Annotated in this window: 13 protein-coding genes; all 13 read left to right on the top strand. The window is 37.9% G+C overall.

The features are described from left to right. Nucleotides 1–8 precede the first annotated feature (8 nt). The 13 genes from HMPREF0389_RS06400 (at nucleotide 9) to HMPREF0389_RS06340 (ending at nucleotide 16,149) form a co-directional block, all read left to right on the top strand. Nucleotides 9–956 (top strand): DNA-directed RNA polymerase subunit alpha, encoded by a 948-nt coding sequence (locus HMPREF0389_RS06400; protein ID WP_014262812.1) that lies wholly within the window; start codon nucleotides 9–11, stop codon nucleotides 954–956. A gap of 19 nt (nucleotides 957–975) precedes the next feature. Next, a complete protein-coding gene (gene rplQ, locus HMPREF0389_RS06395; protein WP_014262811.1) occupies nucleotides 976–1,317 on the top strand; it encodes a 50S ribosomal protein L17 in 342 nt (113 codons plus the stop codon). Nucleotides 1,318–1,507: 190 nt separating this feature from the next. After that, entirely contained in the window at nucleotides 1,508–1,909 is a 402-nt protein-coding gene (locus HMPREF0389_RS06390) for a DUF4825 domain-containing protein (RefSeq protein WP_014262810.1), read from the top strand. Nucleotides 1,910–2,027: 118 nt separating this feature from the next. After that, nucleotides 2,028–2,384 carry a YlxM family DNA-binding protein gene (gene ylxM / locus HMPREF0389_RS06385; protein ID WP_014262809.1) on the top strand — a complete coding sequence of 119 codons (357 nt, stop codon included), beginning with the start codon at nucleotides 2,028–2,030 and terminating at the stop codon, nucleotides 2,382–2,384. Further along, entirely contained in the window at nucleotides 2,381–3,736 is a 1,356-nt protein-coding gene (ffh, locus tag HMPREF0389_RS06380; RefSeq protein ID WP_014262808.1) for a signal recognition particle protein, read from the top strand. The genes ylxM and ffh overlap by 4 nt, the downstream gene beginning before the upstream one ends. A gap of 64 nt (nucleotides 3,737–3,800) precedes the next feature. Then, a complete protein-coding gene (gene rpsP, locus HMPREF0389_RS06375) occupies nucleotides 3,801–4,079 on the top strand; it encodes a 30S ribosomal protein S16 (RefSeq protein WP_014262807.1) in 279 nt (92 codons plus the stop codon). Nucleotides 4,080–4,134: 55 nt separating this feature from the next. After that, entirely contained in the window at nucleotides 4,135–4,365 is a 231-nt protein-coding gene (locus tag HMPREF0389_RS06370; RefSeq protein WP_014262806.1) for a KH domain-containing protein, read from the top strand. A 366-nt stretch (nucleotides 4,366–4,731) separates the two neighbouring features. Continuing rightward, the gene (rimM, locus tag HMPREF0389_RS06365; protein ID WP_014262805.1) at nucleotides 4,732–5,235 is read left to right on the top strand and encodes a ribosome maturation factor RimM; all 504 of its coding nucleotides are present in this window, start codon (nucleotides 4,732–4,734) and stop codon (nucleotides 5,233–5,235) included. Beyond that, nucleotides 5,232–5,996, top strand: a complete 765-nt coding sequence (trmD, locus tag HMPREF0389_RS06360) for a tRNA (guanosine(37)-N1)-methyltransferase TrmD (RefSeq protein ID WP_014262804.1) — start codon at nucleotides 5,232–5,234, stop codon at nucleotides 5,994–5,996. The genes rimM and trmD overlap by 4 nt, the downstream gene beginning before the upstream one ends. 199 nt (nucleotides 5,997–6,195) lie before the next feature. Next, nucleotides 6,196–9,930: a DNA-directed RNA polymerase subunit beta gene (gene rpoB / locus HMPREF0389_RS06355; RefSeq protein WP_014262803.1), complete on the top strand. Its 3,735-nt coding sequence runs from the start codon at nucleotides 6,196–6,198 to the stop codon at nucleotides 9,928–9,930. A gap of 69 nt (nucleotides 9,931–9,999) precedes the next feature. Beyond that, complete coding sequence (gene rpoC / locus HMPREF0389_RS06350; RefSeq protein ID WP_014262802.1) at nucleotides 10,000–13,668, top strand: DNA-directed RNA polymerase subunit beta'; 3,669 nt, start codon at nucleotides 10,000–10,002, stop codon at nucleotides 13,666–13,668. A gap of 604 nt (nucleotides 13,669–14,272) precedes the next feature. Beyond that, nucleotides 14,273–15,193 carry an ABC transporter permease gene (locus HMPREF0389_RS06345; protein ID WP_014262801.1) on the top strand — a complete coding sequence of 307 codons (921 nt, stop codon included), beginning with the start codon at nucleotides 14,273–14,275 and terminating at the stop codon, nucleotides 15,191–15,193. A gap of 17 nt (nucleotides 15,194–15,210) precedes the next feature. Then, nucleotides 15,211–16,149: an ABC transporter permease gene (locus HMPREF0389_RS06340; RefSeq protein WP_014262800.1), complete on the top strand. Its 939-nt coding sequence runs from the start codon at nucleotides 15,211–15,213 to the stop codon at nucleotides 16,147–16,149. Nucleotides 16,150–16,161 lie beyond the last annotated feature (12 nt).

Below are 16,161 nucleotides of genomic sequence, written 5' to 3'. Positions count from 1 at the left end.
TCTAAATAATGATAGAAATAGAAAAACCAAACGTAACAGTCTTAGAATATAGAAATGATTATGGTAAATTTGCACTTGAACCTTTAGAAAGAGGATTCGGAATTACTGTAGGGAATTCATTGAGAAGAGTGTTATTGTCATCACTTCCCGGAGTTGCTGTAAATTCTATCAAAATCGAAGGTGTGTTGCATGAATTTTCAACCATCCCGGGAGTAAAAGAAGATGTTACGGAAATTATGCTTACTCTAAAAGAATTAGCAATGGTTATGAATAGTGAAGAAAGCAGACAAAGAACATTGATAATCGAGCAAGAAGGAGAAGGAATTATCACAGCAGGTGATATTATTTGCCCTCCTGATGTTGAAGTTTTGAATCCGGATCTTCACATTATGACTTGTTCAAAAGACACAAAATTGTATATGGAAATTAATGTAAGTAAAGGCAGAGGGTATGTTTCTTCTGAGGACAATAAGACAGAAGATATGCCGATTGGAGTGATTCCGATGGATTCTATCTATACTCCTGTGAAAAAAGTAAACTATACCATAGAACCTACAAGAGTCGGTGCAAGATCCAATTTAGAAAAACTTACATTTGAAATATGGACAAACGGAAGCTTTGAGGTACAAGAAGCGGTTTCTTTGGGTTCCAAAATTTTAATCGAACACCTTAATTTATTCTTGAATTTAAGTGATAAACTAAGTGAAATTGAATTGATGGTTGAAAAAGAAGAAGGCAAGAAAGAAAAAGCCTTGGAAATGACCATTGAAGAATTAGATTTGTCCGTACGATCTTACAATTGTCTGAAACGAGCATCAATCAATACCGTAGAGGAGCTGACCAAAAAAACGGAAGATGATATGATGAAGGTAAGAAACCTTGGTAAAAAATCATTGGAAGAAGTAGTCGGAAAGCTGCATGACCTTGGCTTCACCTTGAAACCGGAAGAAGAATAACTGAAAAGGAGGGATAATCATGGCGAAATACAGAAAACTTGGACGAAAGACATCTCACAGAAATTTGATGCTTCGTAATCTGACAACCGAAGTTTTGAAACATGAGCGTATTCAAACAACAGAAATGCGTGCAAAAGAAACAAAACGTATGGTTGATAAAATGATTACACTTGGAAAAAGAGGAGATCTTCACGCAAGAAGACAAGCGTTAGCTTATATGTTGGATGAAACAACAGTAAAAAAATTATTTGATGAAATTGCACCTCGTTATGCCGAAAGAAACGGCGGATATACAAGAGTGTTAAAAACAATGCCGAGAAAAGGTGACAATTCACCGATGGCAATCATTGAATTGGTATAATCAATAAACGAGTTTTTATTCATGAATAAAAAAACAAGGACACCGTGTATAAATGATACATGGTGTTTTTTTGTGCAAAATATTTTTTTTCTATTACAAAAGAAAAGATTCCTTTGAAAACACTATGTAAACATAGTACAATGAAAAACAAATAGTATTTTTTAAGGGAGGGGGACATGGAATTACACAAATGAAATATTTACGACAAAGAATTTATTGTGTGAGTATGATTCTTATGGCATTGATATATTTTGCAGGTTGTAACCGTACGGAAATATCGGAATTGCAGGAAGATGATGCCCTCACCCAATATCATACGGAATATGTGGGCGATAGTACCAAAGTCATTCAAATTACAAGTAAACAAAGTTATCCACCGGGATACAGTTATGACCATATTGCTATCGAATCCAAGGAAGAACCGTATGGATTGACAGTCTACTTAACGGTTGAGGGAGCAGATGATGATTCGAAAAAGAAGTTAAAAGAAAATGCAAATGTAACCTTTGAGCTGATTGGAAATTTAGAAAGTATCAAGTATATTGATGCAAGAACAGCAGAAGAAATCGCATCCTTTACAAGAGAATCATAACAAAAACTACACAAAAAACAAACTATCAAGCAAAATTACTTGACAGTTTGTTTTTTTATGTGTATGATAAGAAAAGAGTTTTGATCTGGTCATCACACCGATAGAGGAGGAACAGAAATTGGATTTGGAAAAATTTGTAGAAATCGAGTTGCTTTTCTCTCTGTATCAACAACTTTTAACAGAAAAACAACGACAAGTGATGGAATATTATTATCAGGAAGATTATTCCTTGTCAGAGATTAGTGATTTGCTCGGAATCTCTCGTCAAGCTGTTCATGATAATATCAAACGGACAGAAATACAACTGTTCGAATATGAATCAAAACTACGGTTATCTGATAAACTCAGTAAAACAGAAGAACTTGAGAGAAATATCAATCAATTGGAAGAGTTTTTGAAGCACGACACCGTATCTCTTCGAACAAAAAAATTGGTTGAAACGATAAAATCACAGTGTAAGGAGCTGTTGGAATGATATTTGAAGGATTAGCAGATAAACTTCAAAGCACGCTGAAAGATTTGCGTGGAAAAGGAAAACTGAGCGAAAAAGATATTGATACAGCGATGCGTGAAGTCAAGCTGGCACTGTTGGAAGCGGATGTCAACTTCAAAGTGGTAAAAGACTTTGTTAAAAAAGTGAAGGAACGGTCCCTCGGTGCAGAAGTAATGGAAAGTTTGACCCCCGGACAACAAGTAGTCAAAATTGTAAATGATGAGATGACAAACTTGATGGGGTCTGTTCAAAGCAGAATTTCGTTTACATCCAAACCGCCGACTGTTGTGATGATGGTAGGATTACAGGGTGCAGGTAAAACGACAACCGTTGCCAAAATCGGACATTTGTTCAAAAAGCAAGGTAAAGTTCCGATGGCAATTGCTTGTGACGTCTATCGACCTGCGGCAATCAAACAATTGCAGGTGGTAGGAGAACAGGCAGGAATTACAGTCTACACAGAAGAAGGAAATAAAAATCCGGTAAGTATCGCAAAAAACGGAGTGGAGCGTGCGAAAGTATTGGGACACGATTTAGTGTTGATTGATACGGCAGGACGATTGCATATAGATGGAGAACTGATGGATGAATTGAAACAGATTAAAGAACAGGTTCGTCCGACCGAGATTTTGTTGGTAGTGGATTCCATGACAGGGCAAGATGCTGTCAATGTATCTCAGAGTTTTGATGAGGCGCTTGGGGTAGACGGAATTGTGCTGACAAAGTTGGATGGCGATACCCGAGGCGGTGCGGCACTTTCCATCAAAGCTGTAACAGGGAAGCCGATTAAGTTTTCTGCAATCGGAGAAAAACTTGGAGATTTGGAACCGTTTTATCCGGACAGAATGGCATCTCGAATTCTTGGAATGGGAGATATGCTTAGTCTGATTGAAAAAGCACAATCCTCTTTTGATGAAAAAGAAGCTAAAAAATTAGAAGAAAAAATAAAAAAACAAGAATTGGATTTCGATGATTTTTTGATGCAGATGCAACAGATTAAAAAATTAGGACCTTTGAAGAACATCATAGAGATGATACCCGGCATGCCGAAAAACATGAAGGACATGGATATTGATGATAATGCACTTGTTCATATAGAAGCAATTATTCGTTCCATGACATTGAAAGAAAGAAGAAATCCCGATATCATCAACGCATCCCGTAGGAAAAGAATTGCTTCCGGTTCGGGAACCAGCATTGCCGAAGTCAACAAACTGATTAAGCAATTCGGAGAAATGAAAAAGATGATGAAAAAAATGGGGTCGATGTCCAAAAACAAGAAAGGCAAAAGAGGAATGATGAATTTCCCGAAAGGATTCAATCTTCCGTTTTAGCAAGAGTGTAATAATGGTATCATTATTCACATAGATATTTCAGGATACAGGAGGTGAATATAACATGGTAAAAATCAGATTGAGAAGAATGGGTGCACACAAAAAACCTTTCTATAGAATAGTTGTTGCTGATTCAAGAGCACCGAGAAACGGACGTTTCATCGAAGAAATCGGATACTACAATCCAATCTCTGAACCGAAAGTTGTTCAAGTAAATGAAGAAAAAGCTTTGAAATGGATGTTGGTGGGAGCACAAACCAGCGAAACAGTAAAATCATTGTTCAGAAAGAACGGTATTTTAGAAAAATTTGAAGCTGCAAAAGCAGAAAACAAGGCAAAATAGTAAATGGTTATTTGTTCGATAAAAGAACCATTACCCGCTCGTTGGAGGGACAAATATGGGAGAATTAGTAGCATTTATTGCAAAATCTTTGGTTGATCATCCGGAACAAGTGGAAGTTTCCGAAACTTACGGACAACAATCCATCATTGTTGAATTGCGAGTTGCTCCGGAAGATATGGGAAAAGTAATCGGAAAACAAGGCAGAATTGCAAAAGCAATTCGCACTGTAGTCAGAGCTGTAGCAATCAAAGAAAACAAAAAAGTAATTGTAGAAATTATCGACTAACGAAACTAAAAAAGTCAGAAGAAAAACTTCTGATTTTTTTGTATTTATTCAAAGCGATAACGTCGCGTTCGGATACTTCATGAAAGAACAGATAACAAGAGAACCATAGAACCAATGATGTGAAAGAAAAATTGATACCAAAAAATAGATGATACAAATCACATCCTGCTCTTTTCAAAAGACAGGATATAAGTATTGCGTATGGAAATGGGATGCTCATAGGGGGTTCATAGATTCGTATGAGAATCCTCATGTGAAAAAGATAGAACAGTATGATAGACGAAAATAGACCTGTTTTTCACATAGAATAAAAAGCATGTAAGGACTTGCAAAGTATAGGAATAAATTGTTTGAAAGGAATAACATATGAAACAATACCGTATCGGAACCATTGTCAAACCACATGGATTAAAGGGAGAAGTCAAGGTATATCCTCATACAGATGATTTATCAAGATTTGAAGATGCAACCTACCTCATTGTAGGCGGAACGGAAGAAAAATTGGAAGTACAGTCAACAAGAGAACAAAAAGGCATGATTTTTTTGAAATTCAAAGATAAGAATACAATTGAATCAATAGAATATTTGCTGAGAAAAGAACTTTATGTTGATGGTGACAATATGAGAGAGCTTGAAGAAGACGAATATATGATTGATACCTTAATCGGATTAGAAGTATATTTGGAAGATGATACCAAAATCGGTGTCGTAACAGATTTCTTGCAATATACCGCTAATGATGTTTTTGTAATAACATTGGAATCCGGACAAAAAGCAATGATACCGTTTTTGAAACAGTTTGTTCCAAAAATAGATATGGAACATCAAAAAATGAGAATTCGACCAATCAAAGGAATGATAGAAGAATGAAATTTCATGTAATGACATTGTTTCCCGAAATGATTACTTCTTATACGGGAGAAAGCATCTTAAAGAGAGCACAGGAAAAGCAATCAATAGAAGTCATTTGCTATAATATTCGTGACTATTCTTTGGATAAGCACAAAAAAGTGGATGATTACCCTTTTGGCGGAGGAGAGGGAATGGTGATGTCCGTTCAGCCTATCTATGATTGTTATCAAGCGATTGTATCCGATATTCCTGACGGAGAAACCTATCATACAATCTATCTGTCTCCAAGAGGAAAGACATTTCATCAGAAGAAGGCACAGAAGATGTTACAGTGGGATCATTTGATTTTACTATGTGGACACTATGAAGGAATCGACGAACGCGCGATTGATTTTTTGAAAGCGGAAGAAATTTCGATAGGAGATTATATTCTGACCGGTGGAGAACTGCCGGCAATGGTGTTGATTGATACTGTTTCGAGGATGATAGATGGAGTGTTGTCCAGCAAAGACTCCTATGAAAAAGAAAGTTTTTATGATTCGTTGTTGGAACACCCTCAATATACGAGACCGAGAGAATTTTTGGGAGAGGAAGTGCCGGAAGTCTTATTGTCCGGAAATCATCAGAAGATTGAGCAATGGAGAAGAGAACAATCGTTGAAAAAGACCTGTGAGGTAAGACCGGATTTGCTTGAAAAAGCAGAGTTGAGTCAAAAAGAAAAAGATTTGATTGAACAGTGGAGAGAAGATGATGCAGCAAGTGAAAAGTTGGAAGAATAACGCAAGAATTTGATTCAACACAAAAGTCCTAAAACATTGAAATATACGAAACATTGAAACAATAAAAAATTTCAAATATATGTTTGATAAACATTGTAAAAAAAAACACATTGTGATAGAATACTATAATGCAATAGAATTAAGAATGGGTATTTTTGCCCATTTCTACATTCTAAATAAGTGAAGAGGTGAAGACTGAATGCCACATCCACATCCTGTGAAAATTGGGAGAAAGACCAGAATGAGTTTTTCTCAAATCGACGAAGTAGCAGAACTTCCAAATCTGATAGAGCTTCAATTAGACTCTTACAACTGGTTCGTAAACGAGGGTTTGAGAGAAGTTTTTGAAGAAGTATTTCCGATTGAAGATTATACCGGAAATATCAAGTTGGAATTTGTCGATTATAAATTGGAAAACGACTCAAAATATGATGTAGAAGAAAGTAAAGAAAGAGATGTAAACTATGCAGCTCCTCTTAAAGTGCAAGTAAGGTTGACAGTGCCGGACGAAGACGGTTCGCGTATTGTCAAAAATGAAACGGGAGACCCTGTATTCTTAGGAGATTTTCCATTAATGACAGAAAAAGGAACATTCATCATCAACGGAGCGGAACGTGTTATTGTAAGTCAACTTGTTCGTTCTCCGGGAGTGTACTATGCGCAAGAAATTGACAAGTCCGGAAAACAGTTAATTTCATCGACAGTCATTCCGAATCGCGGGGCATGGTTGGAGTACGAGACAGATTCTAATGATGTAGTTTCCGTTCGTATCGACAGAGATCGTAAACAACCGATTACCATGTTGTTGCGTGCGTTTGGATATGGAACAGATGAACAGATTATACAGTTACTCGGTGATGATGAAAGAATCCAAGCGACTTTGGCAAAAGATAATACCAACTCGAGAGAAGAAGGGATTATTGAAATCTATAAAAAGATGCGTCCGGGTGAACCGCCTACATTAGAGAGTGCGGAATCTTTGTTGCACATGATGTTTTTTGATAGCAAAAGATACGATTTGGCAAAAGTGGGACGTTACAAATTTAATAAGAAATTAGCAATTTCAGCTCGTGCAATCGGCAGAGTATTGGCAGAAGATGTGGTAAATCCATATACCGGTGAATTGGTGATGGAAACGGGAACAAAAGTTACCTATCAAAATGCACATTTGATTGACGACTGTGGTTGTGAGTATGTATATGTTCAAATAGATGATACCAAATCAGTAAAAGTAATCGGTAACCGATTTGTAGATATCCATAACTTTATTGATATTGATATTTCCGATTTAAAAATCAAACAAAAAGTAAGATACAACATATTGAAAGAAATTTTGGACGAAGCGACAAATGATGAAGAATTAAAAGACTTAATCAAACGCAGAAAGCGTGAGTTGGTACCGAAACATATCGTGATTGAAGACATTGTTGCATCCATCAGTTACCAATTCAACCTGTTCTACGGATTAGGAAATGTAGATGATATCGACCACTTGGGAAATCGTCGTGTTCGTTCTGTAGGTGAGTTGTTGCAAAATCAATTCCGTATCGGTTTATCCAGAATGGAGCGTGTGATTCGTGAAAGAATGACCGTGCAAGATACCATGGAATTGACACCGAACAGTCTTATCAACATCAGACCTGTTACAGCGGCAATTAAAGAATTCTTCGGTTCTTCTCAGCTATCTCAATTCATGGATCAAAACAATCCGTTGGCAGAGTTGACACATAAGAGAAGACTTTCCGCATTGGGGCCGGGTGGTTTGTCAAGAGAGAGAGCAGGATTTGAGGTGCGTGACGTTCACTATTCTCACTATGGAAGAATGTGTCCGATTGAAACGCCGGAAGGACCGAACATCGGTTTGATTAACTCCCTGTCTGTATTTGCAAAAATCAATGAATATGGATTTATCGAATCACCATATCGAGTGGTAGATAAAGAAAACCAAAGAGTAACAGATGAAATTCGTTATCTGACAGCAGATGAAGAAGACTTATATATTCGTGCACAAGCAAACGAACCGCTGGATGAAAATCAATGTTTTGTCAATGATCGTGTTGCTTGTCGTACCACACAAGGGAACTTGTTGCTTGTTGAACCGAAAAATGTAGATTTCATGGACGTTTCTCCAAAACAAGTTGTTTCTGTAGCAACGGCTATGATTCCGTTTTTAGAAAACGATGACGCCAACCGTGCCTTGATGGGATCCAACATGCAGCGTCAAGCAGTACCGTTGTTACGAAGAGAAGCACCGGTTGTAGGAACTGCAATCGAGTATCGTGCAGCAGTAGATTCCGGAGCCGTAGTCGTAGCAAAAAATGACGGGGTAGTAGAAAAAGTTTCGGCAAGACAGGTTGTGATTCGTCGTGAAGATGGTGAAGTAGATAATTACTCACTACTGAAATTCAAACGTTCCAACCAAGGAACCTGCATTAACCAAACAGTGATTGTAAATAAAGGCGATGTTGTTAAAAAAGGAGATGCCATTGCAGACGGTCCGTCTACCGACCTTGGAGAGATCGCACTTGGAAGAAACTGTCTTGTAGCGTTTATGACATGGGAAGGTTACAATTACGAAGATGCGATTTTGATTAATGAACGTTTGGTGAAAGAAGACAGACTGTCCAGTATTCATATTGAAGAATATGAAGCAGAGGCAAGAGATACCAAACTTGGACCCGAAGAAATTACAAGAGATATTCCAAATGTGGGTGAAGATGCAATCAAAGACCTTGATGAAAACGGAATCATCCGCATTGGAGCTGAAGTAGAATCCGGAGATATTCTGGTTGGAAAAGTAACACCGAAAGGAGAAACTGAAATCACACCGGAAGAAAGACTACTTCGTGCAATCTTTGGAGAAAAAGCAAGAGAAGTAAGAGACACCTCTTTGAAGGTGCCTCACGGAGAATCCGGAATTATCGTGGATGTCAAAATTTTCCGTAGAGAAAACGGAGATGAGCTGGCAGCAGGAGTAAACGAGTTGGTTCGTTGTTATATTGCACAAAAACGTAAAATCAACGTTGGAGATAAAATGGCGGGACGCCATGGGAACAAAGGTGTTATTTCAAGAATTTTACCGGAAGAAGATATGCCGTTCTTACCTGACGGAACACCGCTTGAAATTGTGTTGAATCCGCTTGGGGTACCATCTCGTATGAATATCGGACAAGTTTTGGAAGTTCATATGGGATTAGCAGCAAAAAAATTGGGATGGAATGTGGCGACACCGGTATTTGACGGCGCAAACGAACAGGATGTATTTGAAGCTTTGAAACAAGCCGGATATCCGCAAGACGGAAAAATTCAACTACAAGACGGTAGAACAGGGGAATTCTTTGATGGAAGAGTTACCGTGGGATATATGTATATGATGAAACTTCACCACTTGGTTGATGACAAAATCCATGCACGTTCCACAGGACCGTACTCCCTTGTTACACAACAACCGCTGGGAGGGAAAGCGCAATTCGGCGGACAACGTTTTGGAGAAATGGAAGTTTGGGCATTGGAAGCCTATGGTGCGGCACATACCCTACAAGAAATTTTGACAGTGAAGTCGGATGATGTGGTTGGTCGTGTGCAAACCTATGAGGCAATCATCAAAGGAAAGAACGTACCGGAGCCCGGAATTCCGGAATCCTTCAAAGTTTTGATTAAAGAACTACAATCTTTATGTTTGGATATTAAGTTATTATCCGAGTTTGATGAAGAAATTAAAGTTGCAGAATCTCAAGACGAGATGACAATCGAAGATCATTTCCACTATGTAGATGAAGAAAGAGACGATATGCTTATTGAAGATTTATCAGAAGAAGATTCCGAACTGACAAATCAGTTTGAGTTAGATTTTGAGGGAGAGGATGAATTTTCGGAAGAAGATGATAGTATATTAGTAGAAGATATTGATTTAGATGACAGTCTGGATTTTTAGACAAAAAAGAAAATTGATATAAACCGGTAACCGTAAAATTCTATGATATAAGGAAAGGAGAATGGCTCCTTGTTTGAATTAGATAATTTTGAGTCAATACAAATCGGTTTGGCATCCCCGGACAAAATCAGAGAATGGTCAAAAGGGGAAGTAAAAAAGCCTGAAACCATTAACTACAGAACACTAAAACCGGAAAAAGACGGTTTGTTCTGTGAACGAATTTTCGGTCCTACAAAGGATTGGGAATGTCATTGCGGAAAATATAAAAAAGATCGTGCAAGACACAAAGGAATTATATGTGACCGTTGCGGAGTAGAAGTAACTCGTTCCAATGTTCGTAGAGAGCGTATGGGACATATTGAACTTGCAACACCGGTTTCTCACGTCTGGTATTTCAAAGGGATACCTTCCAGAATGGGGATTTTGTTGGATATGTCTCCTCGTGCCTTGGAAAAAATCCTTTACTTTGCAAACTATGTTGTAGTAGATGCAGGAGAAACAAACTTAATTGAAGGAACCTTACTTGGGGAAAATGAATATCGCGAGGCTCTGGAAGAATACGGCGAAAATGCTTTTGTTGCGATGATGGGAGCCGAGGCCGTTAAAGAGCTTTTGAAAAAAATAGATTTGGAGCAACTCTCGGAAGATTTGAAACTTCGGTTAGAAGATGCAACAGGTCAAAAGAAGATAAAAATGGTGCGTCGTTTGGAAATCGTAGAAGCATTTTTGAAATCCGGAAATGATCCGACATGGATGGTGTTAGATGTTGTACCGGTGATTCCACCGGAATTAAGACCGATGGTTCAACTGGATGGAGGACGTTTTGCAACATCAGATTTGAACGATTTATATCGCCGTGTCATCAACCGTAACAATCGTTTAAAAAGATTGTTGGACTTGGGAGCACCTGACATTATCGTTCGTAATGAAAAAAGAATGTTACAAGAATCAGTCGACGCTTTGATAGACAATGGTAGAAAAGGAAAACCGGTAACAGGTCCGGGAAACCGTCCGTTAAAATCACTATCCGATATGTTGAAAGGGAAACAAGGACGTTTCCGTCAAAATCTACTTGGAAAACGTGTAGACTATTCTGGTCGTTCTGTAATCGTAGTAGGTCCTGAATTGAAGTTCTATCAATGCGGACTTCCAAAAAAAATGGCATTGGAGCTCTTCAAACCGTTTGTTATGAACCAATTGGTAGAAAGAGGATATGCACTTAATATCAAAAATGCAAAACGATTGGTAGAAAAAGTAAAACCTGAAGTTTGGGATATTCTGCAAGATGTTATCAAAGGACATCCTGTTATGTTGAACCGTGCACCGACATTGCACAGACTTGGGATTCAGGCATTTGAACCTGTTTTGGTAGAAGGAAAGGCAATCAAATTGCACCCGTTGGTTTGTACTGCATACAATGCAGATTTTGACGGAGACCAAATGGCAGTCCATGTTCCGTTATCTGTAGAGGCACAGTCGGAAGGCCGTATGCTGATGCTTTCTGTCAACAATATTTTGGCACCGAAAGACGGTTCTCCGATTACAACACCGACACAAGATATGGTGCTTGGTTCTTATTACTTGACCATAGAAGAAAAGAATCAAAAAGGAGAAGGCTCCATCTTCAAAGATATGGAAGAAATGATGCTTGCATACGAAAACAAAGCAGTTAGCCTGCATGCACGTGTCAAAGTTCGTATCAAGAAAGATGAATCAGATAAAGGTCAATTAGTAGAATCTACAGTAGGTCGATTTATATTCAATGAAAATATTCCTCAAAACTTGGGATATGTAGATAGAGAAAAAGATCCTTACTCACTGGAAGTAGACTTTTTAGTAGATAAAAAACAACTTGGAAACGTGATTGATCGTTGCTTCAGAAAACACGGTAATACAATTACCGCTATTATGTTGGACAATGTTAAGAGTCTCGGATTCAAATATTCCACCAAGAGTGCAATTACCGTATCCATTGCCGATATGGAAATTCCGCCTGAGAAAAAAGAATTGCTTCAAGAAGCGGAAAGTAAAGTACAACGCTATGAACGCGATTACAAACGAGGTTTGATGAGTGATGACGAGCGTTATGAACGCGTTATCGAAACATGGTCAAAGACAACAGATCAAGTGACCGATGCGTTGATGGGACATTTGAGTCCGCTTAACAACATCAACATCATGGCACAATCCGGAGCCCGCGGTTCCAAGAACCAAATTCGTCAGGTTGCCGGAATGCGTGGTTTGATGGCGAATGCAACCGGTAAAACAGTAGAAATTCCTGTAAAAGCGAACTTCCGTGAAGGATTGACCGTATTGGAGTACTTTACTTCTTCACACGGTGCACGGAAAGGTCTTGCCGACACTGCACTTCGTACAGCCGATTCAGGATATTTGACAAGACGTCTCGTAGATGTTTCACAAGATGTTATTATCCGTGAAATTGATTGTGGAACAGAAGATGGAATCGAAGTATCAGCGTTCACAGACGGAAATGAAGTCATCGAAAAATTATATGATCGTATCGTAGGTCGTTATCCATGTGATGATATCTACTCTCCAAAAACAGGCGACTTACTTGTTTCTAAAGAAGATATGATTACCGAAAAAATTGCAACAGCAATTATAGATGCAGGCATTGAAAAAGTAAAACTTCGCTCTGTATTGCAATGCAAATCAAAATACGGAGTTTGTGCAAAATGTTACGGTCGAAACCTTGCCAACGGTAAAATGGTTGGAGTAGGAGAGTCTGTCGGTATCATTGCAGCACAATCCATCGGAGAACCGGGAACACAGCTTACCATGCGTACCTTCCATACAGGAGGGGTTGCCGGAGGAGATATCACACAAGGTCTTCCGCGGGTAGAAGAGTTGTTTGAAGCAAGAAAACCAAAAGGACTTGCAATGATTACAGAAATTGCGGGAACCGTTCATTTTGAAGAAACAAACAAGAAAAAAGAGGTTGTTGTTCAAGGAGAGCATGAAGAGAAACGCTATACCATTCCATATGGATCCATTCTTCGTGTAAAAGAAGGACAACAAATTGAAGCCGGACAAGCTTTGATTCAAGGATCCGTCAATCCGAACGATATTTTGGAAGTCAACGGTGTAACAGGAGTAGAAAACTATATCGTAAAAGAAGTGCAGAGAGTGTACCGTCTTCAAGGGGTTGATATCAATGATAAACACATTGAAATTATCGTCCGTCAAATGTTGTCAAAAGTAAAGATTGAAGAGTCGGGAGATTCCAAATTCTTACCGGGAGCATTGGTAGACTATGCAGAAGTAATGAGAGAAACAGAAGCATTGGAAGAAGAAGGAAAAACTCCTGCAACATTCAAACGAAACTTGCTGGGAATTACCAAAGCATCTTTGGCAACCGATTCTTTCTTATCTGCCGCATCCTTCCAAGAAACAACAAGAGTCTTGACAGAAGCCGCTATTTTAGGAAAGAAAGACCGATTGATAGGATTGAAAGAAAATGTAATCATCGGAAAATTGATTCCTGCGGGAACAGGTATGAAGAGATACAAATCGTTGGTAGGGGGAGAGCCTACATTAGACAATGCAAATATTGATGAATTCCAAACTGAAAAGGAATATGAACTGGATGAACAAATAAAAGAAGAATTTTTGTCGGACAGAGAGGATATTCTAATTGGAGAATCAGCAGACAATATTCATGACGTGATTACCGATCTTGATGAAATTATGAAAGATGTCATAATAACGGAAGAATAAAAAAGTCTGATAAAGAAGATTTCTTAAATTGACTTAGGAAATCTTCTTTTTGATTGAGAATAAAAAACTGAAATTAGCAATTAACAATCTCTTTGTAAAAAGAAAGAAAATCCATCACTGAAAAACAAAAAAATATATTATAGCGAATTGACAGAATCATATAAAAAATACGATATTATTTTTTTGTATAAAAGTCATAATTTAACCATATTTGAATCAATAAAATATTTTTTTATTCATATCGTATAAAACAGAAGAAGAAACAGAATTTATAAAAAACAGTATAAAACAGAGATATTTTATAATTTTTAAGAATAACGAAATATTGCGAATTAAATAAAAAATTATTGAAAAATATGAAATATTTGGTTTTTCAATGGGAAAAGGATAGATTTTTTTTGCAACCTGTGGTAATATATAGAAAATTGAGATAGCAATCTTGAGATTCTGTAAAAATGATTGCTATCTTTCGTTATTATCGGAATTGTCTAAAAAAATATTGAATTTCGAAAAAAATAAATATTGAGTAAAAAGAACAATATTTCAACTTTAAGATTCATTATAGAAATTCTGATTCATTCAAAGGAAAGAGGGAGAAAATGTTATGGGAGGCTATGTTGTAAGAAGGATTGTCTCAATGATTATCACGTTGTTTTTTGTTATTACATTAACATTTGTGATGATGCATTCCATACCGGGCAATCCGTTTACAGGTGAAAAAAAACTACCACCTGCAATTGAAAAAGCACTAATGGAAAAGTATAATCTGGATAAGCCGTTAAGTCAGCAATATGTTGATTATGTGTCCGGAGTAGCAAAAGGGGACTTTGGACCATCGATGAAATACAACGGTCGTACAGTAAACGACTTGATTGGTGACGGATTTCCGGTATCTGCAGAATTAGGGGGATTAGCGATACTGCTTATTGTAATACTTGGAATTCCGTTGGGAGTAGTTGCAGCACTGAAACAGGGAACATGGGTAGATAGAACGATGATTTTTTTCGCCATTGTAGGAGTTACGATACCGAGTTTCGTATTAGCCACATTACTCATCTATGTTTTTGGAACCAAATTAAAATGGTTACCTACTTCCCGTTGGGTGAGTTGGAAGAGTAGAATCATGCCGACCATTGCGTTGGGAGTAAGTTCCATCGCTTATGTTGCACGTTTGACAAGATCTTCCATGTTGGAAGTAATCAACCAAGACTATATTCGTACAGCAAGAGCGAAGGGGTTGTCAGAAACGGTTGTTGTGTTTAAGCATGCGTTAAAAAACGCACTGATTCCGGTTGTAACCTATTTGGGACCGTTGACAGCAGCAATTTTGACAGGTTCTTTCATTATTGAGAAGATTTTTGCCGTACCGGGAATGGGTCGTATGTTCGTAGAAAGTATCAGTAACCGTGATTATACCGTTATTATGGGAGTTACCATTTTTTACTCTTTGATTCTGGTACTATTTATTTTCATTGTAGACTTAATCTACGGACTGATTGATCCGAGAATTAAAATTAACAAATAGGCAGGGGTGGAAGTTTAATGGAATCAATGAATGAGATTGTGTTGCAGACAGAAGATTTTGTCTTGGTAACACAAGAAGAAAAAGACGCAGAAAAAATTGTACGTCCTTCCTTGACATATTGGCAGGATGTATGGAGAAGATTAAAAGAAAATAAGTTGGCTGTTATTTCCATGTTCTTTTTGATGTTCTTAGCAATCATGGTTTTTGTGTTGCCGTATGTATATCCATACACATACGATGTACAGGATTTATCTAATACGAATCAATCACCGTCAATGCAACATATTTTCGGGACAGATGCACACGGACGGGATTTGTTTATCCGTGTTATTTACGGGACAAAAGTATCACTGATAGTTGGGATTGTAGCTTCTATTATCAACTTTACCATAGGAGTTGCCTATGGCGGTGTTGCGGGATATTTAGGTGGAAGGGCAGATAACATCATGATGAGAATCGTCGATGTTTTGAGCACCATTCCGTTGACACTGTATGTAATCTTGTTGATGGTTTGGATGCCTGAAAACAGAGGAATGCAAAATATCTTAGTTGCAATCGGAACAGTGTATTGGATTGGAATGGCTCGTATCGTAAGAGGTCAAATCTTTTCCTTGAAAGAACAAGAGTATGTTATGGCTGAGAGAGTACTGGGAGCATCAGGAAGCAGAATTTTGTTCAAACATTTAATTCCAAATGCGTTAGGTCCGATTATCGTAAACCTTACAATGTCTATTCCAAGCGCTATTTTTACCGAAGCGTTCCTTTCTTTTATCGGTTTGGGAATCTCTGCTCCGAGAGCATCTTTGGGAAGCTTGTGTAATGATGTGTTGGATAAATTTGCTATTCATCCGCATTTGCTGTTTTTTCCGGCATTGGCACTTTGTTTAATTATTCTATCCTTTAACTTTTTAGGGGATGGTTTGAGAGATGCGTTGGATCCAAAAATGCGTAAGTAGGGGGAGGAAAAA

This window comes from Filifactor alocis ATCC 35896 (assembly GCF_000163895.2).
Taxonomy (GTDB): domain Bacteria; phylum Bacillota; class Clostridia; order Peptostreptococcales; family Filifactoraceae; genus Filifactor; species Filifactor alocis.
Note: the sequence above shows the minus strand (reverse complement) of the source record. Positions and strands in the feature narration are given on the sequence as shown.

Bases quoted from the DNA above. Each gene is read 5' to 3' on its own strand.
- HMPREF0389_RS06400 (WP_014262812.1), top strand. From the start codon at position 9: ATGATAGAAATAGAAAAACCAAACGTAACAGTCTTAGAATATAGAAAT.
- rplQ (WP_014262811.1), top strand. From the start codon at position 976: ATGGCGAAATACAGAAAACTTGGACGAAAGACATCTCACAGAAATTTG.
- HMPREF0389_RS06390 (WP_014262810.1), top strand. From the start codon at position 1,508: ATGAAATATTTACGACAAAGAATTTATTGTGTGAGTATGATTCTTATG.
- ffh (WP_014262808.1), top strand. From the start codon at position 2,381: ATGATATTTGAAGGATTAGCAGATAAACTTCAAAGCACGCTGAAAGAT.
- rpsP (WP_014262807.1), top strand. From the start codon at position 3,801: ATGGTAAAAATCAGATTGAGAAGAATGGGTGCACACAAAAAACCTTTC.
- HMPREF0389_RS06370 (WP_014262806.1), top strand. From the start codon at position 4,135: ATGGGAGAATTAGTAGCATTTATTGCAAAATCTTTGGTTGATCATCCG.
- rimM (WP_014262805.1), top strand. From the start codon at position 4,732: ATGAAACAATACCGTATCGGAACCATTGTCAAACCACATGGATTAAAG.
- trmD (WP_014262804.1), top strand. From the start codon at position 5,232: ATGAAATTTCATGTAATGACATTGTTTCCCGAAATGATTACTTCTTAT.
- rpoB (WP_014262803.1), top strand. From the start codon at position 6,196: ATGCCACATCCACATCCTGTGAAAATTGGGAGAAAGACCAGAATGAGT.
- HMPREF0389_RS06345 (WP_014262801.1), top strand. From the start codon at position 14,273: ATGGGAGGCTATGTTGTAAGAAGGATTGTCTCAATGATTATCACGTTG.
- HMPREF0389_RS06340 (WP_014262800.1), top strand. From the start codon at position 15,211: ATGGAATCAATGAATGAGATTGTGTTGCAGACAGAAGATTTTGTCTTG.